The following is a 21,517-nucleotide window of genomic DNA, read 5'->3' on the forward strand; positions in this document are numbered from 1 at the left end:
GATTGCCGTTCGAATGGCGAGTCTGGAAGGGCATCAATAAGAACAAGGCTGAGGATTTTATCGGTGAACCACGAGTACTCTACTGCCGCACGGCATCCGCTTGATAAGCAGCATATAAAATTGAGCTATGTTACGCATTTTTACTGCAATCAGAACAACATGGACTCCGTATTTTCGTTGCTGCGGCTGTATGAGCAGTTGCCGGAAGATATCAGGACTGCGGTTGAGTTCGTTATTGTTGATGACGGTTCGCCCATTGAGTACGACGTTGGCGTTTTCGACCTGAATATCACCTGGCTACGGATTAATGAAGATATTCCATGGAATCAGGCCGGTGCGCGTAATTTAGGGGTGACCTACGCTAAATCTGACAAAATTTTCATCACCGATCTTGACCATGAGTTACCGGAATCCACATTCCGTTATTTGATCAATTGCCGTAACCCGGGCCGCAATTTTTACAAAATCTATCGGGAAAGCCGTGAAGACGGCATCAAAAAACGTGGCCAAGTGTGTAACGTGGGCGACAGGTATTATGGTCACCCGAACACGTTCTTCATGTCGCGCGCACGTTTTATGCGTTTCTTTGGCTATGACGAGGAGTTTGCCGGAAATTATGGCTCAGAGGATTTCCGCTTCGTTAAATATCAGAAATACCAAGGTTCGCGCCAACATTACCTGCCGAAGAACATTCGTTGTTTTGAACGGGATGTGGACCGGGAAGAGAGTTACCATACGTTACAGCGCGACCTTTCCGCCAATACGCCGATTGATAAGCGTAAGAAGCAAGAGTGTAGCCTGTTCGGTTATGAGTATGGGCAAAGTCGTATTTTCCTCAACTTTACCTGGGAAATTAAATACCGTAACAACGTAATGCCCGCGACACTGCCTCCGCGAAATACATGGTGGCGTCCGTTGTGGTGGTTCCGCTATCTATGCGGTGCATTGGCGCGTTAATCACATCGCCATTTCCGGCGGAGGAACCCACCCGCCGGATGGTGCTTTACTTACCCTGTGCCAGCTTTTGCTTAAGCGCCGAGCCAATCGCCTCGGGAAGAAAATGTGAGACATCTCCACCGTGTCGGGCAACCTCTTTGACCAGAGAGGAAGAGATAAAGGACCATTCTTCCGATGGCATCAGGAATACGCTCTCCAGCGTTGGCATTAAGTGAGTATTCATTTTTGCCAACTGAAGCTCATATTCAAAGTCCGATACAGCGCGCAGCCCGCGTATTAACACATTTGCTTGCTGCTGTTGGGCAAAATGCACCATAAGATCGGAAAATCCCACTACCTCAACATTAGTCAAATGTTGCGTTGCCTGCCGGGCTAATGCGACGCGTTCGTCCAAACTGAACATCGTGTTTTTACCGGGGCTGGCAGCAATGGCTAACACGAGATGATCAAACAGACGTGAAGCGCGGGCGAGCAGATCCAGATGCCCATTGGTTAAGGGATCGAAGGTACCTGGGTAGATTGCTTTGGTCGCCATGGGATTCCTTAGCACCAGAGGGTTAGATAGACGAGTTTGCACGCGGAGGAAGATAGGGCTCCAGCAGAGTGAGCAAGCGCTGAAGCGCTCCCTGATTCTGGTGCAGCACTTCTACAGCGTGTCGCCCATAATAGAGCCGATAATCTTCATCCGTCAGCAAGCTGTTCACTTCTTTGACAATACTGTCAGCATCTTTCACGGTGATCAAACCGCCTGCTTCTGACAATTTAAGACAAATATCTTTGAAGTTAAAGGTATGCGGGCCCATCAATACCGGGATAGCGTGTGCCGCAGGCTCCAACGGGTTATGTCCTCCCCGTTCCACCAGACTTCCCCCGACAAAAGCGATGTCAGCAATGCCATACAGCATCATCAGCTCGCCCATGGTATCGCCAATCACCACTTGTGTGTCAGCCGCCGGGACTTCACCGCTGCTGCGCAAGGTGTAGCTAAATCCCAGACTCTGGGTAAGCGCCTGAGTCGTCGGAAAACGCTCAGGATGGCGAGGTACCAGAATCAACAGTAAATCGGGAAATCGGATCAGCAGTTCACGGTGCGCGGCCAAAATAATCGCTTCTTCACCCTCGTGAGTGCTGGTTGCAATCCAAACCGGACGCCGGGAAGCCCATTGACGCCGCAGTGCTACGGCTCTTGCTGCTAATTCTGGCGTGACAGAAATATCAAATTTCAGACTGCCAGTGACCGCTAAGTGTGAACGCTGTAAACCGAGATCGATAAAGCGCTCGCCATCCTCTTGGTTTTGAGCGGCGATCAGGGTCGTGCGACGCAAAATTCGGCGTGTCAGAGAACTGATTTTCTTATAGCCTGCCGCTGAGCGTTCAGACAGCCGTGCGTTGGCAATAACCAGCGGGATATCACGGCGATGAAGTTCCGTAATAAGGTTTGGCCACAGTTCGGTCTCCATGATGATCACCAGTTTTGGGTTCACCTGATCGAAGAAGCGTTTAAGGGCGCAGGGGAGATCGTAAGGCAGGTACACATGAAAGACATCATTGCCGAAGGCGGAGCGTACCCGCTCTGAGCCGGTCGGCGTCATGGTGGTGACTGTAATCGGCAAAGAAGGGTAACGGTGACGGAGCGCTCTGACCAAGGGAATGGCCGCTAATGTTTCGCCAACCGAGACCGAATGCAACATGATACCGTTGGGTTTGACCTTCTCTGCACAAAATCCATAGCGTTCACTCCAGCGGCGACGGTAGGCAGGCGCTTTGCGCCCTCTCAGCCACAGACGGAGCCAGATTAATGGTTGAATGAGGTAAAGCAAGATGGTGTAAAGGGTTTGTAACATTGGCATTGGCTATTTTAGAGTTATCGCTGAAAATATTTTAGCTTTTTTGTTAAGGAATGACTATGGCACTGGCTATTAATTTTTTTATTTAAGTTCCTGAATCGCTAAAAAAATTTTTCGAGTATAAGGGGCTCCTTTCCTCTATCTCTCATTTTTTTGCTGAACAACCAAAGTACATTGCCCATTCATTTAAATCTTTGGTTACGAGAGACTGTGTCCCGACGGATACGCCCTCTTCAAGCGTTATATTAGGAAGAACAACAGCACCTGAGCCGATGATAACATGTTTCGCGAGGGCCACTGTACCTTTTATCACACCAGTGTACTCCTCACTTATTGTTGGAGTAGTCAGCTTCTTTCCTGAGTAGTCATCAGACTTGCTGTGAATTTTGACACCTTGTGAAAGGCCACAAAAATCTTTGATAATTATTCCTGCACCCGCAGAAAGAAACGTGTATCCGCCAATCTGCGCATAGGAGCCTATATTCAAGAATCCGCTTCCTGATGCAACAAGGGTTGTGAATCCATTAATTCTAACATTGTTGCCTAAGGAAATATTTTCTAGCTCTATAATGTTTCAGCTATGAACTACTTGAAAGTTTTTATCCATATTTTTAAAAAGCAAATGAATGTAATCAATCATCTGTGTAGTAATTAATGCAGAGGGGACTATAGACTAGGTCTTTTTATGCAAATAAGTATTTAATCTACGGAGAAATATTCTTTCGATTCAACTATGAATTTTTTGACGTTAAGAATTGCTTCGTTTTCTTTTTCAAACATTAAATCCAATGCAATTTTACGGTTCTTGGTCGCCTCTTCAATTTGCTCAAACCCGTATGCAATACCTAATCGCATCTTGGGGTCAGATTGCCATTCCGTTAGTGATAAGTTCTCATCAGGAACAACAATCGGAATGCAGCCACACATTATGGCAAACAATGAATATCCAGTGTATAGGTCATAAGAGATAAAGTACTTCACACGCTTGAATATTTCAGCGACTTCTTCATGCTTTTTTTCATCGATAAGAATTGAATCGGATAGGTCATGGATTATCTTTCTTCCTTGACCTTTTCTAATGCAATATGCGGTACCTGTCCGTTCTTTAGATGCGCCAATCTCATTATAAATATCATTCATCTGATGAAATACATGAAGTACTGTGTCAGAGGTGTGGGAACCATATAGCTTAAAATCTCGGCCAAATGCACCGTATGAGAAATACAGTTCGCGAGAGAAATAATTTACGTTTCCTGTTTGATAACCCGGATGGTGTAAGAACCATCTGACTACATTTTTAGCTTTTAATGGGTTTCCTGATACTATTTCTGGATATACAATAATGGAATTTTCTAAATCGTCGTTTGTTAATTTATTAATTACAGGGGTTTGGAATGCTTTGTTTGTTTTATATCTTCCACTCTTATATTTTAGTCTGATTTTCTCTTTTATCTCAGTAAAATGATTTTTCCATGATAAAGGATATTCTTTGACCATAGGATGTAAGTAAGCATTTTCTCCAAGTTGGTTGAGAAGATGACATAATTTATGTAGAACGATAACTCCACCACTCCATTCAGTATATGCTGGAGCCATTATTATAAATCGCATTGTAGCTATGCCCTAGATAAGAGTCGAATGTTGCTCTCTATTATAATAAGAGATGTGGAAAAGTATGCGGTTAATTTAATATATTGCTTTGCGTAGGGCTGTTATGATGGTAAATGTCTGAGACCAATCGATTTAACATTCCATCTGCTGTGTATTCTTTTATCAATTCAATATCTACAGGTGCTAATGGCCTTTCTAAAAAACTGTGTAAAGAGTCAATGTCATTATAGCCTAATATGAAAAAACGGTCGTCAGTATAAAAATCATATTGCATTACTTTTATATTGTTGGTTATTATTTTTTTGTTAAAAGCAAGAGCCTCGATCGTTCGTAACGTTAAACCATCTTGTCCTGGATGGTTTATTTCTATAACAACGTCAGACGCAATAACTCTCTGTATATTTTCTTTATAATCAAGAGATTGGTTTTTGCAAAAAAATGGGTAATTTGTTGATTTGTTATGTTTATCAAAAAGATAAAAATCAGGTGTGTAATTTAAATGTTTAAAATAAGGGAAAAGGACTTGGAGAGATTTTTCTCGATCAGCTCTGTATTCACCAATAAAAAAACATGACTTTTCTGATAATTTGCTTTTTATTGATGTTTTAAGTATGGTGTCAATATCTTGGGATGTAAATGGAAGGAATTGTTTTAAGTATATGAAATCGTATTTTTTACAGTCAGATGGGTCGAAACTATATACTTTATCAAAATGTGAATCTATTTCTTGGGTGATATCTCCATCAGATGGAAGCCATTTTTTGTTTTCTTTCATTCCTCTTTCTAAATGAATTATAGTATCTCGAATGACTAAAGCTTTTTTACATGGGAGTGCTTTTATTATATCAAGAAAACCTAAAAAACTATATCCATTGCAAATTATTAAATCATCTTTTTTGACTTTTCTCAGTTTTAAAAAAATATGTATCTTAACGAATAACCAATTATTAACGTTGGCCTTTTTAAGTCTAATATTGTTTCTTGTAAAATGCTTCATGATATTTTTTATTTCTGTGACGCCATGCGACTCTAAATTTTTTATCATGAGCTTTTCATAATTGGCATTCCATTCTAAAAAATACACATTCATGAAACGATTCTCTTATTTTGTTGTGATATATTTTAATCTTGCCAAAATTCCGCTAAATAAGTGATATTTTCGGAACTCATGCTTTGACTTTTTCTTCCATTGCAAAGGTGTTCGCGGTTTAAGTAACGGCACATCATGCCATTCTGAGGCTAGATATGCTTTTTGGAAGAAAATTGTTGATGGGTATTGTCCCCACTCATTCCATGGTTTAGTTGTGCCAACATAATGAATTAAAGCCGCGTCGTCGTTAATGACGTTGTTATATTTCTGATGACTCCGATCGCTTAACTCGCTTTTTATACTAAAAATGCAGTTGTATTTTCTTGGTAAAATATGCGTTTTTTTCAATAACAGAATATTAAGTGCATCTTGATCAGGATATTTTAGTTCCACATTATCGAGAATAAAAGCGATGACTTTGGCGGTGAACGACTGCTGATGCCATTTACTTAAGTCCATCAACATCATACCCGAGTTGAAATAGTGACCATCCAGTTCAGGGCAGTGTAATCTATCTACTGCTTTCTTGTGCATTTCCTTAATATCAGGAACCACTGCGCAAACATTATCATCAAAAGATAAGTTGGCTAGCTGATCAAGCGGGCCTTTGCAAACAATATCAGCGTCAAGATATAACAAACGATCTATCGACGACGCGAGATAATCGAATGCTATCAGTCGATAATATGCTGAGTATGGCCAGTTTTTTGTTGGTAGGTTTTTTAAAGGAGTATTGTCGATATGATATATATAGATGTTTGTATTAAATTTAGCAGCCATTTTCTTGAAACGATGGCTATCATCATCATCTATCGTGTCGGTGAAAAAGTGCAGGGTAATGGGGATTTTATTATTTATAATAGCCGATGTTGCGGAAACGGCAGCGCCAAACAAAAAGTTCTTATCAATACCATACGCAATATGTAATGCTTTTTCAGTGTTGCCTTCTTTAGCACCCAAAAATGCAAGCTTATTCTTTACTATGCTGTTGTCAAAGTACATGATTTATTATTTCTAGAATAAAATCAGCTGATCTTTCTTAAAAAGTACAAGAAATAACTTTTTAAGCCTGAAAGGATTTTTTTATTGTGGAATTGATGCTTAGCACAATAGCGTAACTGATTGGCCGAATGAGCTTTGAGTAGTTTAGTCTCTTTCCATGGTGAATGCTGTTTTGCCGTCATGAAGTAGCGGGAAGAATCGTAGTCGCTAGCCCATGCATGCCACGGTTTGGTTGGTCCAATGTAATGAATAAACACGGTGTTTTTTGTAATTGGTGTCAGTGTTTTTTTGTTTTCACTCAATTCATAATTAATGCTGAATTGGGTGTTGTATCTTTTATCTAGAAACAAAACTTTGTTTACAAATAAAATATTTAATATGTCTTGGTCTAAAAACGATATTTTTTGTTTTACATCATCGTCAGCAAGAAGTGACATCGCCTGTCGACTGATATCCTGCTCTCCCCAACGTGGTATATTTATTAAAAGAAAGCCAGCATTGAAATAGCCATTGCTTATTTCTGCGTCTCCCAATGCAAGGGCGCGTTTAGTCCACCAGGGCTTTTCACCCTCGCAGACAACCGCAGCAGTATGATCTATCAAATCAAGGTTAATCAATTCATCCAGATCTGCATTGCAGACAATGTCAGCATCAAGATAAAGAACGGTGGTTAACACATTATTGAAAAAATCAGCAATGATAAAACGAAAGTATGTTGCATAAGACCAATTTTTAGTGCTTGGTAATTGTTTTAATTCATCACAATTTATGATGTAAACGACAATCTGCGTATTGTATTGATGACAAAGGTCTGTAAATTCAGCAATGTTCGTTTCGTCGAAAAAATCAGTAAAGATGTGAAATGCAATTTTTTTATTTTTATTATGCAATAAAATAGACGCTATGGATATTCCACAGCCAAATATGAAGTTTTTGTCTATACCGTAGGCTATATTAAAAGCCTCGTTAGATGAGTCATTAATATTATGGTTTAATATTATTTTTTCTTTTATTACATGCTCAGTGTTAAAATACACAAGGTCACCACTTTATTAGTTTTTCATCTGTTCTTTTCAATCGCGATCGCGTTTATAAATTTAGCATAATAATTTTTATCATAAAACTCACTGATAGAGTTTTTGATCTCTTCGATGCTTGAATTTATTTCATTCGTTTGCAATTGAGATAATGTTTTCACGAAATGGTGCGTATCACCCGGTGGATAAAGTTGCCCATTCACACCATTCTTGATGATATCACCTGGTCCCGATGGGCAATCGCTGCTAACGCAATAAATCCCATAAGACATGGCTTCAAGCAGTGTCATCGGAAGCCCCTCAAAAGCAGAACTCATGACAAATGCCGAGACTTGCTTGATCTCTGTCTGAACATATTCCCACGGTTTTTCTTGCCATCCGTGCCAATACAAACGATCTGCAATACCCCGTTGTTGCGCGTAGGCCTGGCAGACTTCGGTATCTGAACCATCACCAATAAAATGGCATTCCCACTTGCCCGTTACGCCAGCAAAGGCATCCAACATGTCTTTCAGGCGTTTTTGCCCTTCAAACTTCAGTCGGCCCACATAGATAAACACCGCATTTTCGCCCTGTGCCGGACGAGGGATGACAACGCTTTGTGGTGTGACCGGATTAAAAATCACAGAGATGCGTTCGGGAGGAACACCACGCTTTATTAATTGCTGCTTGATGCCAGAACTGATAGCCAAGTGATGATCCGCGACCAGTGCCTGTTCGGCATGCTTTTTGTGATCGAGTGAGTAGTGCAGCCATGAAATCAGCGGCAGTGTTTTCTTACTGTAACGGATCGCTTGTGCCGCAACTCGACAGGATGGTGCATCAAAAGCAATCACCGTATCGGGTTGGTTATGTTTAATGAAGCGCGCCAGTGCACACGCGTGACTCATTCTACGCAGAAAGGAGATCTTGATACCTGAATGATGGCAAATAAAGTGCTTTCCTTCCAGCCAGGCTTTATCCATGCGGTTATCGCGGCAGAGAAAATATAAGGTATAGGTGTTTTCAGCGTCTTGGTCATTTTCCAGGAAGCTGGTGACTTTTTTTATTACCGTTTCAATCCCGCCGAAACCGGATGTAGCCTCACCGACGAAAAGTATATTCATAATGATAATCAGGGCTCGGGTTAAAGCGCCTTGCGCTCCGTTCTTTCTCGAATTTTTTCTGCTTTGGTAAATGCTTCGTGAAACAGCGCTTGTTCCTGACGCAGCGTAGTACGCAATGGTTGCTGATCAAAATAGATCTTCAGGAAAAACAACAGATCGTGTTTGCTCAGCCCAATATCGAGTGAGGAGAAATAGAGGCCGATAAGATCTTTATTACGCCATCTCAGCGGAACACGCTCGCGAAGTTGCGCCCGATGCAGGTCGATGACCGAAAGTGTAAATTGTTTATCGGTGGGCTGGTAAGGCTGACGCAGCAAGAAATGGCAAATATAGCAATCGCGGTGATTAACGCCGCCGGCATGCATCTTTCTCACCATTTCTGCCACGCGGCGAATCAGTCGCCGCTTTTCGGCATGCATTGGCGGATTCTGCGGCCAGTTGGCGCAGTAATCTTCCAGACTGATGGCCGGGCTTAAATCTTCAGTAATGATAAAAGATTCGCGTAGTAGCGGGTTTAACCCGCGCTGACCAAATGCTGCTCCGGTCATGGTGTCTACGCCGAGATCGCGCAAGCGGTGAATCGCGTTCCATTCGCGATCGGCACCCAATACGGGCAGGCGCAATGAAAGCAGGTTTTTCAGAGCCTCTTTCAATGCGGTACCGCGATGTATTTTGATAAACCACGAGCGTCCGGCCAAGGTGAAACGTAATGTTTTACGGCTCTCTAATGCGCGAAAGACATCGCCATCCAGTTTTTTGACTTCTTCAAACGGGTCATGTTCTTGCCAGAGTGAGGCGAACGGCTCTTTTAACGTAATGACACTTTTCATTTAGTGACGGTCCTGGCCCGAAATCAGCAGCGCGGCTTTTTCCGGTAAGCTGTAAAGATCTTCCGTATCGGCATAATGCCGGGCATTCTCCGACCAACGATGCAAGGTTTCCGTTTGTTCTAATGCGATGTGCAGCGCAGCGTTCAGCGCGTCCTGACTAAAGGGGGAGGCGATAACCTGGCCTGCTTGTGCCTTATCGATATGGAACGCATAGCCACACACTTGCGTCACGATAACCGGTAGCCCGGCAGTGATCGCTTCAAGTAACACGATGCCTGCGGCTTCCTGATGTGCAGGATGGAGGAGCAGGTCTGCGGCGGCCATAAAATCAGGAACATCGCTACGTCCAGCAAAAAAATGCACCTGCTTATCAAGGCCTAACTGACCTGCCAGCGTCTGATAACGATCGGGTTTGTCTTGGCCGACAACCAGAAAAACGACCTGTTTCCGTAGGTTTTCCGGCAGGCTGGCAACGGCGCGCAGGCTGCGCTCGACGCCCTTACGCTTGAAATCAGAGCCGACTTGCAGCAAAACCCGAGCGCTTTCTGGGATATTATGCGTATGACGAAAGGTCTGGCGAACGCCGGGTGCCTGCTGGTCGTATTTTCTGTCCAGTGCAATGCCCGGTGGAAGAATCAGAAAACGCTCATCCTGCGTGCCATAATGTTTTTTAAAATCTGCAATCTGGCGCTGAGTCAGCATCAGCATTTTGGTTTTCACGCCTGGGCTGAACACTGCTTTTTCAAACGCCGCATAGTGCTTGTAGCGCGGCGTTAAGCGATAGAAAAATCCCTTCTCCTGCTCAACTTTTTCTGCGTAGCACACGTCAGCGGCGTAATAAAAATCTAGCCCCGGCATTTTGTTGAACCCCACCACGCGATCGGCAGGGTGCAATTGCAAATGATGTTGAACCCACTCACTGTAGCGTTGATGCCGCGTGTTATTGCTGATACCGACAGTGGGTACCAAAATAATCTCAAGATTTTCTGGCTCTTCTCCCTGCCAGGACAAGACATACACACGCACGCGGTGACCCTGCCTGACGCAGGCCTGAGCAATACTGAGAAAATCGCGTTGCAGGCCGCCAAACGGGAAATATTTATACAAGCAGAAGGCAATATTCATGCGGAATTCCTTATCTTTCTGCCGTATTTAGTGGAGCACCCGTGGGGCAGGCCAGCAGTTTTTCTGCGGCTTGAATAACGTCCTGAGCAGGGATACATGACAGGTATTTTTTATTTCTATCGAGATACCTTCTCTCGGGCATGGCGGTGTAGTCTCCCGCCCAGAGAACAATATGGTTATCTGACCAAGGGCTCCATTTACGGTGATCCGTCGGCCCAAACAGGCAAATTGTTGGCGTCGCGAGCGCTGCCGCCATGTGCATTGGTGCTGAGTCGACGCCGATATAAAGCACGGCTTTGTCGATTAACGCTGCCAGTTCGAGAAAATGCGTTTTACCGGCAAGCGACAGAGTAGGTTTGTGTTCGCACAGGGTGTGGATCTCATTCACCACCGCCACATCCTCGGCACCTGGGCCACAGGTAAGGACGACCTCTAATCCTTGCTGTTTCAGATGATCAATGACCTGTGCAAATTTATCGTTATCCCAGCATTTAAAAGACTGTCTGGCAGTCGGCTGAATGACCACATAAGGCGTTGCCGTTAACTCAGGCGCGAGGGCAAAAACGCGTTCCGCGTCTTCCGGGCCGTAGTACAGCGACAGAGGCCGAGTCCTGTCTTGTTCTGGCACATCCAGAGGGGCGAGCAAAGAGAAGTTCTGCTCAACGATATGTTGCCCCGTTGGTTCCAGACAGTGGGTGAAACAGGCGCGCCACAGTGACTGCCTGGCTCCTCCGCGTTGAATGGAGAGACTGTAAGGGCAGTTCAAGGATTTAATCAGCAGCGCTATTGGCCATTGGTCGGCTAAATTCACAATCAGGTCATAGCGGTTGCGTTTAAGTGTGTTGCGCATGGTGACAAAATCACTGATTTTCTCCATTGCGCCAGCGGTTTTTCTTTTCAAACCGTATAACCGGTGGATATCCGGGTGCTTGGAAAGGATAGGGATGGTGTCCTGGTAGAGCAACACATCAATCGCGGCCTCTGGGTAGCGCGCTTTTAGCGTGCTGATAAGCGGCGTAGTCAGCAGCATATCCCCATGAAAACGCAGCTTTACAATCAAGATCCGGCTATAGGTAAGGGTTTTGAGGCTCACTCGCTTTCCTTCAGTCAACGCACTTAAACCAGAAAATGACCACGCTACCGCCCCTGGCTTTTCAGCTACCAGTGAACTGCGCGCTATTATCCGGATTGTTTTCAGGCGTCACGTAAATAAATACACACGCTCTACTATTTTATACCGCTATGGTACTAAAAGCTGTATGCCTCTCACAGCGATAATTACGCTAGGCTGAGGGGGCTTGCGCGCAGGCAGGGCGGGTCCATTTTCCCGTCAGTGTCATGCCAAGACACAACGTGACCAGCCACGCCATTAACATATCTCGAGCAAAGAGAATGACATCACTCAAGCCAAACATAAGTAAGGCAAATAACAGCGCAATGGAGAAGTGGCTGCGCAGCACAAAAATCGAAAAATAAGAGAGCGCGAGATAAAACAAAACAATCAGTAGCACACCGGGCCAGCCTTTCAGTGAAAAAGCTTCAATCGCATCGTTATGCAGATGCACGTTCAGGTAGCTCACCGCGCCCCTCATGGCTGGCGTCTGCTGTGCGAGGGCGGTGATATCTTCCGCGCGCCGCTCGGCGGATTGCCCGAACGGTGCAGCAAGCCCTGCGTCAATGCCGGATTGCACCATGGCAAACCGTGCGCCTACCGAGGTTTGACTGTTGTTTTGACTGTAACTGCGCATGTCATTGATCAAATCACTGGTGCGTTTATGGATCGTGTCGTGGAACAGTGCAATGCAGAGCGTTAGCGTCACGATGGAGCCCAGCACGCCCTTAAGCAAGGTACGTCTATTATGGCGCACCTCTGATAACAGGATCATCGCCCCAATTAGGGGATAAACAAAAATAGCCGCCCGTGTCTGGGTCAGGATGATGGCACTGGTCACCAGTAAGAAATGGAATAAATAGAGATAATATTTGTAGCGTACATTGAGCGTGAGTAATGCCTGCGCACTCAGGGCGCCGATAAACGTCATAAAATAGGCCGCGCTGGTTGCCGGACCAAAGATCAGGCCCACACGGTGCATATCGTGAAAAACGGACTGAAATAGCGCATAAGCCAGCGTCATCACACAAACTGCGAAGGAGCCGATTCGCACGACGGGCTGGTTTTCATGTGGCAGGTGGCATGCGGCTAACAGAATAAACGCACCGAGCATCGCGGCATGCCCGGCGGTGCGATAAGCGGAGTAGACATCGGTAAAAAGTGTGTCGGGTTGATAGTAAAGCGTAAACCAGACAAGGTTGAGGCAGCCCATTAGTAGCAACAATATGGGCAATATCAACAGCCGTTTTGCGGCTAGAATCTGTTTTACATGCGTAACCACATACAGTGCGGCAGACACCCCAGTCAAATAAAACAGCCATCCGGCGATGATGGTGCTAAATGGCATCACGGCCAAGGTCAGCATGCACCCTGGAAACAGCGTATTCGTGGTTAACGAGGCGCTTACCGCGGGGTATTTTGCCCAACTGTATCTTAAAGCATTCAACATATCATTGGGTCACGTAGCAAGGGCTATCCCCGTTATCTCGACCATCAGGGATGGCATGAGTGTAGCCCCGGCGCAAGCCTTTACGGAAGCGCGCTTGGCGCCGATGTGTGCAGGGGAATCGTGTCGAGAGGCTGTAAGTCTACCAGCTCTGACAGCTTTTGCCGGACCGCGTCGGCAGAGATGGCGCTCATGTGGCGATTTTCAGATTGTTCTACCACCTGATTGAGACCATATCCGCCAATGAGCCCAGGATCGGTAGGGCCATAGAGAGTGATATTGGAACGATCCAATGCCGCCGTCAGGTGACTCAGGCCGGTATCGACGGATACCACCGCTTGTGCGCCCGCCAGCACGGCGGCCACCTGCTGCAAACTCAGGCGCGGTAATACTTCGACGTGAGGGAAATCGGCAGCGAGGCGCTGCGCACGCTGATGTTCATGCTCTGCGCCCCAGGGGAGCTTAATGCGCAATCCTGACGGTTGCAGGCTGGCGATCAGTTCGAGCCAGTGAGATTCGGGCCAATGCTTTTCATCGCGGGTGGTGGCGTGCAGGAATACCAGATAGCGTCCGGCATCTTCCGGCGGTGTTGCCAGAAAATGCTGGGCGATACCGTAGTCCCCCCGCTCACTGGGCTTACGGTAGCTCAGGCTGGCCGCGAAAAGCGCACGAATGCGTTCGACGGCGTGCTGCTGCCGTGCAATGCGGTGCCGGTAGTTATAGAAAATGCTGGCCAGCGGCTCACGCGCGCTGCTGCTGTCTAAACCATGCTTTTTCCCGCGTGCCAGACGCGTGACCAGCAGCGCACTTTTCAGCAAACCCTGTGCATCGATCACGGCATCATACTGTCGTTCTCGCAGTTGTTGCTTAAATTGCATGCGTTCACGCCGCGTTTCTGCGCTGAACCAGCTTTTACGCCAGCGGCGGATGGCAACCGGGATCACGCGGTCAACGGCGACGTGCCAGGTAGGGATCTGGGCAAACCCTTCTTCCACCACCCAGTCAAATCGCAAGTTGGGGATGACGCGCATGGCGTCCGTCAAGGCAGGCAGCGTGTGCAAAACATCGCCCATGGAAGAGGTTTTAACGATCAGCACCCGCATTAGCGATAATCCTGTTTCTGGAGGTAAGGCGTCAAGGCTTCCAGCACGCGCTCAGGCTGAATATCAATCAGGCTTTGGTGATATCCCTGCTCGCCATCGCCTTTACGCACGCGATGATAGCCGGTAATCAAACGGATAACGTTGGCCTGATGTGACAGCGGCGGCGTGAAATCCGGACTGCTGGGGCCATAGAGTGCCACCAGAGGGCGGTTTAACGCGGCTGCCACGTGCATTAATCCGGAGTCATTGCTGACCACAGCGTGACAGGCGGCGATCAGCACCACGGCTTGATCCAGTGACGTTTTGCCGGCCAGATTGGAGCAAAAGGCGCGCAGGGATTCGGGCAAGGTGTCGCGTATCGCTTCTCCCGCCTCGTTGTCCTTGGCTGAGCCGAACAGGACAACGTGATGGCCGCGTTCGATCAGCGTTTGCGCCAGGCTGGCATAGTGATAGTGCGGCCAGCGCTTGGCCGGGCCAAATTCAGCGCCGGGGCAGAAACCAATAAGTGAGCGCTCGCTTACTAAATCAAAAGTGGGGAGCACGGCGTCGATTTCTGCCTGTGTAACCTGTAGCTGCGGCCATAACAGCGGCTGCGGAAGATCTTCAGCCCGGTGAATCTGGTCGCGCGGATAGGCCAGTGCGACATAGCGCTGTACCATCAGAGGGAACGCTGCTTTGTCCAATACCCGCACATCGTTAAGCAAGCCATAACGCATTTCGCCGCGCCAGCCAGTACGCTCTGGCACCTTGGCAAAGAAGGGCACCAGCGCGGATTTAAACGAGTTCGGCAACACATAGGCCCGATCGTAACCCTGTTCGCGCAGCGAGACACCTAAACGTCGACGTTCACCTAACGCCAGCGCGCCGTGCCCGAGCGGCATCGCCAACGCCTGACGCACTTCCGGCATACGGGCCAGCAGCGGACGGCACCAGGCCGGCGCCATGACATCAATCTGTGCATCCGGGTACTGCGCTTTGAGCGAACGATACAGGCTGTGGGACATCATCATGTCGCCCACCCATGACGGGCCGATCACCAGGATTTTCATAGCGTTTATCTTTTATGTTCTGTTTCTTGGCGGACAGAAGAATGCCATCGAAGGATGCAATCCGGTGCCTGCTGCGTACCGGGAACGTGCGGCCATCCCTGCGTGCGGCCGCACATTATTGTGGCGTTTACGCGGAGCGGTTCAGCCAGGTCAGGTAGTCGCTGACACCTTCAGCAACCGTTTTGAATGGCTTGTCATAACCCGCCGCGCGCAGTTTGGTCAAGTCTGCCTGCGTGAATGCCTGGTAACGGCCTTTCAGTTTTTCAGGGAAGGGGATGTATTCCACCTGGCCTTTCTTGTGGAAATCCAGCACGGCATCGGCCACGGCCTGGAATGACTCGGCACGGCCCGTTCCGCAGTTGAAAATACCGGAAACGCCGTGCTGCCAGAACCACAGGTTAACCGCAGCCACATCACCGACATAAATAAAGTCGCGCTGGAAATTTTCGCTGCCGGAGAACAGTTTCGGATTTTCGCCCTGATTGATCTGATTATTCAGATGAAATGCGACGCTCGCCATGCTGCCTTTGTGCCCTTCGCGCGGGCCGTAGACGTTGAAATAGCGGAAGCCGCAAATCTGCGAGTCTGCCTGCGGCAGGATATCGCGCACGTACTGGTCGAACAGGAATTTGGAATAGCCGTAAACGTTCAGCGGCTGTTCGTATTGACGTTCTTCGATAAAGTCGCTGGTACGTCCGCCGTAAGTGGCTGCGGAAGAGGCGTACAGGAACGGGATGCTACGCTCCAGACAGTAGTGCAGCACCTCTTTCGAGTACTGATAGTTGTTATCCATCATGTACTTGCCGTCCCACTCGGTGGTGGAGGAGCATGCGCCTTCATGGAAGATGGCATCGATATCGCCCAGATCGTCGCCTGCAACGATACTGGCGATGAAGTCTTCCTTGTCCATGTAATCGGTAATGTCCAGATCGACCAGATTGACAAACTTGGTGCCGTCTTTCAGGTTATCCACCACCAAAATGTCTCGATAACCGATGTCATTCAATGATTTAACAATGTTGCTGCCGATAAAGCCGGCTCCGCCTGTGACGATGATCATGGGAGTAACCCTTGTAAATCTCGTGGGTGAAGCACCACGCTCCACACTATTTATGACTGCCATCATAACATTTCGTTGCACGACAGACAGTACACCATTTTGCGCTGCCGCAAGGTTTTACCGAGACGGTGTTGTGGCATGTCGTGACCGCACTGGCATTTTTCAGATTATGTGGCGTTATCTGTCACCGTAATAAACAGGATTGATTAAGCTGAGTACGGGCTTACACAAAGGAGTGACATCATGCCTGCATCGTTTTATCAGCGTCTGTCCGCACAGCTTATGGCGGCACGAACCGACGGTCTGTTCAAAGAAGAAAGGATTATCACTACGGCACAGCGTGCGGATATCGAGGTGGCCGACGGCGGCCCTTTGCTGAATTTCTGCGCCAACAACTATCTGGGGCTGGCGGATAACCCCACCCTGATTGCGGCAGCGAAAGCGGGGTTAGACAGCCACGGCTTCGGCATGGCGTCCGTGCGTTTTATTTGCGGTACGCAAGATATCCATAAAACGCTGGAGAATAAGCTGGCCGATTTCCTCGGCATGGAAGACGCCATCCTCTACTCCTCCTGTTTTGACGCCAACGGCGGCCTGTTCGAAACCCTGCTGGGCGATGACGATGCCATTATCTCCGATGCGCTGAATCACGCCTCGATCATTGATGGCGTCCGGTTGTGCAAAGCGCGTCGCTATCGCTATGACAATAACGACATGCAGCAACTGGAAGCGCAGTTGCAAAAGGCAAAAGCGGACGGGGCTCGTACGCTGATGGTGGCGACCGACGGCGTTTTTTCGATGGATGGCGTGATTGCCAACCTGAAAGGCATTTGCGATGTGGCAGAGCGTTATGGTGCGCTGGTGATGGTGGATGACTCGCACGCGGTGGGGTTTGTTGGCAAGCAGGGCCGAGGTTCCCATGAATACTGCGATGTGATGGGGCGCGTCGATATTCTGACCGGTACGTTGGGCAAAGCGCTGGGCGGTGCGTCTGGCGGCTATGTCGCGGCGCGCAAACCGGTGATTGACTGGCTGCGCCAACGCTCTCGCCCTTACCTGTTTTCCAACTCGCTGGCCCCGGCTATTGTCACGGCGTCCATTGCTGTGTTGGATTTGCTGGCACAGGGTGATGCATTGCGTGCCCGGCTGTGGGAAAACGCTGCGCTGTTTCGCAAGCTGATGACGGCCGCTGGGTTTGCGCTGGCAGGTGCCGATCACGCCATTATCCCGGTGATGCTGGGGGATGCGCGGCTGGCGCAAGATTTTGCGCTGGCCATGCAGCGTGAAGGGGTGTACGTCACCGGCTTCTTCTACCCCGTGGTGCCGCAAGGGCAAGCGCGCATTCGCACGCAGATGTCGGCCGCGCACACCACGGAGCAGATTGAGCATGCGGTGGCTGCCTTTATTCGGGTTGGGAAACGCCTTGGTGTTGTCAGCTAACGGAGGGAAACGCATGAAAGCACTCGCCAAACTGAAGTCGGAGCCCGGTATCTGGATGATGGATGCGCCGTTGCCGGAGGTGGGCCACAACGACATCATGATCAAGATCCGCAAAACGGCGATTTGCGGTACTGATGTGCATATTTACAACTGGGATAGCTGGTCGCAAAGGACCATTCCCGTTCCAATGATCGTCGGGCACGAATATGTGGGTGAAATCGTTGCCATTGGTCAGGAAGTCAGTGGCTTTCTGATCGGCGATCGCGTGGCGGGAGAGGGGCATATCACCTGCGGTTTTTGCCGTAATTGCCGCGCCGGACGGCGTCATCTTTGCCGTAACACCATCGGCGTTGGCGTTAATCGTCCCGGTGCCTTTGCCGAATATCTGGTGATCCCGGCATTGAATGCGTTTCCTATTCCTGATGGGATCTCTGATGAGCTGGCCGCGATTTTCGATCCCTTTGGCAATGCGGTACATACCGCGCTGTCGTTCGATATGGTTGGCGAAGATGTGCTGATCTCTGGTGCCGGACCCATCGGCATTATGGCCGCCGCGATATGCCGCCACGTCGGGGCACGCCATGTGGTGATCACCGACGTCAATGAATATCGGCTGGAGTTGGCGCGCAAAATGGGCGTTACGCGTGCGGTGAATGTGGCGCAAGAGACGCTGGCGGATGTCATGTTGTCGCTCGGGATGCGCGAAGGGTTTGACGTGGGTCTGGAAATGTCCGGCGCGCCAGCCGCGATGCACGCGTTGTTGCATGCCATGAACCACGGCGGGCGGGTGGCGCTGCTTGGTATCCCGCCGGAACCGATGATGGTTGATTGGAACGAGGTGATTTTCAAAGGGCTGACGATCAAAGGCATCTATGGCCGGGAGATGTTCGAAACCTGGTACAAAATGGCGTCGTTAATCCAATCTGGCCTCGATTTAACGCCGATTATTACTCACCACTTCCCGATCGATGACTTTCAGCAAGGCTTTGACGTGATGCGCTCTGGCCAATCCGGCAAAGTTATTTTGCACTGGGATTGACGGCATTGCAGCGCGCCCCGAGGTCAGGGCGCGCTGCGCGTTTATTTTTCCCCGGACGTCACCCAGGTGCGCCAGCGCTGCTCAATAAAATGAACGGGCGCACTGTCACGCAGGCTTTCCCCAATCAGTTTCAAGAAGATCTCGTTACCCACCGGCGGCAAGGGCTGCTTGATGGTGCACAGTTGCGGTTTGCGGAACGGTTTACGCGCCGGTTGCGCAGGGCGAGGTTCATAAGGCAGCGTCTGGTAGTGAACCGGCTCATTCAACAACTGACTGGGACGCACCAGAACGATATCGGCCTCCAGAGCGGGCAACACCTGTTGCAGCACTTTGATGGTGGCAGGATGAGGATGACCAATGGCGATGGCGGAACCGGTACGGCGCGCCAGTTGCACCGCCCGATTGAACTGGGTGCGGATATCCGCTTCATTTTGGGTATCGTCTAAAAAGACTTTACGCTTGATAACCTTAACCTGTGTGCCCGCCGCGGCTGGAATGGATTGGCTGCTGCCGATGGTCATGCTGTCGAGAAAGTAGAGCTGATAAGCGTTGAGCGCCCGCATCACCTTCTGCATACCCGGCAGGCTGGAGGTCATGGCGCTGCCCATATGGTTATTTAACCCGACCGCGTAAGGAACGTTATTTACCGCCTGACGGATAATACGTTCGATCTCTTCACTGCTCATCTCCGGGCGCAGCGTGTCTTTCTCGAGAGGCTGTTTCCCCATCGGCGCCATCGGCAGGTGGATCAATATCTCGCGCCCTTGCTGGTGGGCCTTTAACGCCATGTCACGGGCATAGGGCGCGTTCGGTAACACCGCAATCGAGATGGCGGTTGGCATCGCCAGTATCTGATTTTCGTTGTGCGGCCGATAGCCGAAATCATCAATCACGATCGACAGCTTTCCTGCTGTTGCCCATGAACAGAATGCCAATAACAAGGTGAAGAGAAGCGGACGGCGTACTTTTCGTAACATCGGTATCAGCAAAATGGTTTCCCTGTTATTTCCCTAACCAAGGTTGTGGATTGACTGCCTGACCTTGACGGCGAATTTCAAAGTAGAGCGCAGGCTGGCTTTGACCGCCGCTGGTGCCCACCAGTGCGATCGGCTGTCCGGCTTTGACCTGTGCGCCGACCGACACCAGTGCGCTCTGGTTATAGCCATACAGGCTCATGTCTCCCTTGCCGTGCTGCAACACCACAACAAGTCCATACCCTTGCAGCCAATCCGCCATCAGCACCGTGCCATCGGCAATGGCTTTGACATCGGTGCCCTCTGGGGCCGCAATCACCAATCCTTTCCAGCGCAATTCGCCCTGCAATGGCTCGCCAAAACGGTGTTCAACCCGCCCTCTCACCGGCCAGAGAGCCTGGCCGGCGGGTTGACCCAACCCGCCAGTGCGCGCCATAAGTGAACGCTCACTTTCTGATGGTTGGTAACGGCTGCCGCTGCGTTTAGCCTGTTCTTCACGTTCACGCACCTTGGCCGCCTCGCGCGCTTCGCGTTCGGCTCGTGCTTTGGCTTCGCGTTCAGCTCGGGCAATCTGGTCGCGCAGGCGTGCTTCATTCTGTCGTAATTCTGTCAGTTGCTGCTGATCTTTTTCCAGCGAACTTTCCAGTGTGGATAGGGTTTGTTTACGTTCGCCCCGCGCTTGTTCCAACGCCTTTTGCTGCGTTTGCTGCTCGGCGAGCAGCGTTTTTTGCGTTGCTTGCTTCTGCTCTATCTGCCGTCTCTGCGCGGCGAGTTCGGTGCGGGTGTGTTGCAGCTCGATGATGTTTTGCTGGCGCGCTTCATTCAGGTAGCCAAAGTAGGCCAAAATGCGCTCGCTGCGCTGGCTCTCTTCGCCGCTGAGAATCAACTGCAAGCCATTGTGTTGGCCCTGGCGAAAGGCGGCGTCCAGTTGACGCGCCAGCAACGCTTCCTGCTGCTTTCTTTGGCTTTCGAGTTTGGTGATGGAGGCCGCCAGCGCCTTAAGCTCTTCGCTGAGTGTGGCAAGCGTTCCCGAGGTGTCACGCAGTTGGCGACTGGCCCGGGCGATAGATTGTTCTTGCTGTTGCAACTGGCTGAGCAGCGTTGTGCGCTGCTGTTTCTGCTCTTGAACGCGTTTTTCCTTCTCCGCGATATCCTGTTGCAGCGTCTTGAGCTGTTGCTGATTATCGGCACCGAGCCCGAGCATCGGCCACACAAAAGCCCCAACGCAAACCGCGCTGATACATATCGCGAGCAGCGCATGCAGCGGCGATTTGCCTAAGCCTGAGCCCGACCTTGAACCCTGAGCAGGCACACTGCATGGTACTCGGGGCGAGACCACTGACGCTTTCTTATTCATAGCGTGGGATTATTTCACGATGGGCAGCCCCTGACCAGTCATCCTACCGCGCTTTTCTCTTTCCGGTAATGAAAGAACCTATTGCAGAGGTGCGCATCTCGGGTAAGGTTTACACAGGATGAACTGCATCAAGCATAGATAAAAAGAGTGTATTACGCATAAAATGGCACAACCGTTAGCGGCGGTCGCTACGATTTTTCTGATTCATGCCACAGATAGAGTTACAGTTTAGCGGCTTACTGGTTGTTACAGGCTGTAATTGCTGTACCGCATAGGTATACTCAGAAACCTTGATTTTTGTTGATTAACTGATTCGGGAGCTGTTACCCCCC

General features: G+C 49.2%; 20 protein-coding genes. 3 read left to right on the top strand and 17 right to left on the bottom strand.

The annotated features are described in order from the left end of the window. The first annotated feature begins 159 nt into the window (after positions 1-159). Positions 160-957: a glycosyltransferase family A protein gene (locus J5069_RS19760; RefSeq protein WP_264645523.1), complete on the top strand. Its 798-nt coding sequence runs from the start codon at positions 160-162 to the stop codon at positions 955-957. Positions 958-1,003: 46 nt separating this feature from the next. On the opposite strand, the gene coaD is transcribed toward J5069_RS19760, so the two are convergent. The 15 genes from coaD to rfaD form a co-directional block, all read right to left on the bottom strand. Beyond that, positions 1,004-1,492, bottom strand: a complete 489-nt coding sequence (coaD, locus tag J5069_RS19765; RefSeq protein ID WP_264645465.1) for a pantetheine-phosphate adenylyltransferase — start codon at positions 1,490-1,492, stop codon at positions 1,004-1,006. A 22-nt stretch (positions 1,493-1,514) separates the two neighbouring features. Then, positions 1,515-2,801, bottom strand: a complete 1,287-nt coding sequence (waaA, locus tag J5069_RS19770) for a lipid IV(A) 3-deoxy-D-manno-octulosonic acid transferase (RefSeq protein WP_264645524.1) — start codon at positions 2,799-2,801, stop codon at positions 1,515-1,517. A gap of 148 nt (positions 2,802-2,949) precedes the next feature. After that, on the bottom strand, positions 2,950-3,291 hold the full coding sequence (locus tag J5069_RS19775; RefSeq protein ID WP_264645466.1) for a hypothetical protein: 342 nt from the start codon (positions 3,289-3,291) through the stop codon (positions 2,950-2,952). A gap of 212 nt (positions 3,292-3,503) precedes the next feature. Then, entirely contained in the window at positions 3,504-4,400 is an 897-nt protein-coding gene (locus tag J5069_RS19780) for a hypothetical protein (RefSeq protein WP_264645467.1), read from the bottom strand. Between the two features lie 85 nt (positions 4,401-4,485). Then, positions 4,486-5,505, bottom strand: coding sequence for a hypothetical protein (locus tag J5069_RS19785; protein WP_264645468.1), 1,020 nt, complete (start codon positions 5,503-5,505; stop codon positions 4,486-4,488). A gap of 12 nt (positions 5,506-5,517) precedes the next feature. Next, positions 5,518-6,507 (bottom strand): glycosyltransferase family 8 protein, encoded by a 990-nt coding sequence (locus J5069_RS19790; RefSeq protein ID WP_264645469.1) that lies wholly within the window; start codon positions 6,505-6,507, stop codon positions 5,518-5,520. Positions 6,508-6,530: 23 nt separating this feature from the next. Then, positions 6,531-7,544: a lipopolysaccharide 3-alpha-galactosyltransferase gene (gene waaO / locus J5069_RS19795; protein ID WP_264627594.1), complete on the bottom strand. Its 1,014-nt coding sequence runs from the start codon at positions 7,542-7,544 to the stop codon at positions 6,531-6,533. Between the two features lie 23 nt (positions 7,545-7,567). Beyond that, complete coding sequence (gene waaB, locus J5069_RS19800) at positions 7,568-8,650, bottom strand: lipopolysaccharide 1,6-galactosyltransferase (RefSeq protein ID WP_264645470.1); 1,083 nt, start codon at positions 8,648-8,650, stop codon at positions 7,568-7,570. 20 nt (positions 8,651-8,670) lie between these two features. Next, on the bottom strand, positions 8,671-9,480 hold the full coding sequence (gene rfaP / locus J5069_RS19805) for a lipopolysaccharide core heptose(I) kinase RfaP (RefSeq protein ID WP_264645471.1): 810 nt from the start codon (positions 9,478-9,480) through the stop codon (positions 8,671-8,673). Further along, a complete protein-coding gene (locus J5069_RS19810; protein WP_264645472.1) occupies positions 9,481-10,605 on the bottom strand; it encodes a glycosyltransferase family 4 protein in 1,125 nt (374 codons plus the stop codon). It lies immediately after the preceding gene. A 10-nt stretch (positions 10,606-10,615) separates the two neighbouring features. Next, complete coding sequence (gene rfaQ, locus J5069_RS19815) at positions 10,616-11,698, bottom strand: lipopolysaccharide core heptosyltransferase RfaQ (RefSeq protein ID WP_264645473.1); 1,083 nt, start codon at positions 11,696-11,698, stop codon at positions 10,616-10,618. 190 nt (positions 11,699-11,888) lie between these two features. Next, the gene (locus J5069_RS19820; protein ID WP_264645474.1) at positions 11,889-13,166 is read right to left on the bottom strand and encodes an O-antigen ligase family protein; all 1,278 of its coding nucleotides are present in this window, start codon (positions 13,164-13,166) and stop codon (positions 11,889-11,891) included. A gap of 80 nt (positions 13,167-13,246) precedes the next feature. Beyond that, a complete protein-coding gene (gene rfaC, locus J5069_RS19825) occupies positions 13,247-14,266 on the bottom strand; it encodes a lipopolysaccharide heptosyltransferase RfaC (RefSeq protein ID WP_264645475.1) in 1,020 nt (339 codons plus the stop codon). After that, positions 14,266-15,315 carry an ADP-heptose--LPS heptosyltransferase RfaF gene (rfaF, locus tag J5069_RS19830; RefSeq protein WP_264645476.1) on the bottom strand — a complete coding sequence of 350 codons (1,050 nt, stop codon included), beginning with the start codon at positions 15,313-15,315 and terminating at the stop codon, positions 14,266-14,268. The genes rfaC and rfaF overlap by 1 nt, the downstream gene beginning before the upstream one ends. A gap of 127 nt (positions 15,316-15,442) precedes the next feature. After that, entirely contained in the window at positions 15,443-16,375 is a 933-nt protein-coding gene (rfaD, locus tag J5069_RS19835; RefSeq protein ID WP_195316079.1) for an ADP-glyceromanno-heptose 6-epimerase, read from the bottom strand. Between the two features lie 243 nt (positions 16,376-16,618). On the opposite strand from rfaD, the gene J5069_RS19840 reads away from it, so the two are divergent. Further along, on the top strand, positions 16,619-17,815 hold the full coding sequence (locus J5069_RS19840) for a glycine C-acetyltransferase (protein ID WP_264645477.1): 1,197 nt from the start codon (positions 16,619-16,621) through the stop codon (positions 17,813-17,815). Between the two features lie 13 nt (positions 17,816-17,828). Continuing rightward, entirely contained in the window at positions 17,829-18,854 is a 1,026-nt protein-coding gene (gene tdh / locus J5069_RS19845; RefSeq protein ID WP_264645478.1) for an L-threonine 3-dehydrogenase, read from the top strand. Between the two features lie 41 nt (positions 18,855-18,895). Here the strand turns inward: tdh and J5069_RS19850 are convergent, their stop codons facing one another. Together J5069_RS19850 and envC are read right to left on the bottom strand one after the other, a co-directional pair. After that, positions 18,896-19,831: a divergent polysaccharide deacetylase family protein gene (locus J5069_RS19850; RefSeq protein ID WP_264645479.1), complete on the bottom strand. Its 936-nt coding sequence runs from the start codon at positions 19,829-19,831 to the stop codon at positions 18,896-18,898. A 25-nt stretch (positions 19,832-19,856) separates the two neighbouring features. Further along, on the bottom strand, positions 19,857-21,185 hold the full coding sequence (gene envC, locus J5069_RS19855) for a murein hydrolase activator EnvC (protein ID WP_264645480.1): 1,329 nt from the start codon (positions 21,183-21,185) through the stop codon (positions 19,857-19,859). Positions 21,186-21,517 lie beyond the last annotated feature (332 nt).

The sequence above is a fragment of the Candidatus Symbiopectobacterium sp. NZEC127 genome (assembly GCF_025962675.1).
GTDB lineage: Bacteria > Pseudomonadota > Gammaproteobacteria > Enterobacterales > Enterobacteriaceae > Symbiopectobacterium.

Bases quoted from the DNA above. Each gene is read 5' to 3' on its own strand.
- rfaD (WP_195316079.1), bottom strand. From the start codon at position 16,375: ATGATCATCGTCACAGGCGGAGCCGGCTTTATCGGCAGCAACATTGTT.
- tdh (WP_264645478.1), top strand. From the start codon at position 17,829: ATGAAAGCACTCGCCAAACTGAAGTCGGAGCCCGGTATCTGGATGATG.
- waaA (WP_264645524.1), bottom strand. From the start codon at position 2,801: ATGTTACAAACCCTTTACACCATCTTGCTTTACCTCATTCAACCATTA.
- coaD (WP_264645465.1), bottom strand. From the start codon at position 1,492: ATGGCGACCAAAGCAATCTACCCAGGTACCTTCGATCCCTTAACCAAT.
- J5069_RS19810 (WP_264645472.1), bottom strand. From the start codon at position 10,605: ATGAATATTGCCTTCTGCTTGTATAAATATTTCCCGTTTGGCGGCCTG.
- J5069_RS19760 (WP_264645523.1), top strand. From the start codon at position 160: ATGGACTCCGTATTTTCGTTGCTGCGGCTGTATGAGCAGTTGCCGGAA.
- J5069_RS19840 (WP_264645477.1), top strand. From the start codon at position 16,619: ATGCCTGCATCGTTTTATCAGCGTCTGTCCGCACAGCTTATGGCGGCA.
- envC (WP_264645480.1), bottom strand. From the start codon at position 21,185: ATGAATAAGAAAGCGTCAGTGGTCTCGCCCCGAGTACCATGCAGTGTG.
- rfaP (WP_264645471.1), bottom strand. From the start codon at position 9,480: ATGAAAAGTGTCATTACGTTAAAAGAGCCGTTCGCCTCACTCTGGCAA.
- J5069_RS19820 (WP_264645474.1), bottom strand. From the start codon at position 13,166: ATGTTGAATGCTTTAAGATACAGTTGGGCAAAATACCCCGCGGTAAGC.
- waaB (WP_264645470.1), bottom strand. From the start codon at position 8,650: ATGAATATACTTTTCGTCGGTGAGGCTACATCCGGTTTCGGCGGGATT.
- rfaF (WP_264645476.1), bottom strand. From the start codon at position 15,315: ATGAAAATCCTGGTGATCGGCCCGTCATGGGTGGGCGACATGATGATG.
- rfaC (WP_264645475.1), bottom strand. From the start codon at position 14,266: ATGCGGGTGCTGATCGTTAAAACCTCTTCCATGGGCGATGTTTTGCAC.
- J5069_RS19780 (WP_264645467.1), bottom strand. From the start codon at position 4,400: ATGGCTCCAGCATATACTGAATGGAGTGGTGGAGTTATCGTTCTACAT.
- J5069_RS19790 (WP_264645469.1), bottom strand. From the start codon at position 6,507: ATGTACTTTGACAACAGCATAGTAAAGAATAAGCTTGCATTTTTGGGT.
- J5069_RS19850 (WP_264645479.1), bottom strand. From the start codon at position 19,831: ATGTTACGAAAAGTACGCCGTCCGCTTCTCTTCACCTTGTTATTGGCA.
- J5069_RS19785 (WP_264645468.1), bottom strand. From the start codon at position 5,505: ATGAATGTGTATTTTTTAGAATGGAATGCCAATTATGAAAAGCTCATG.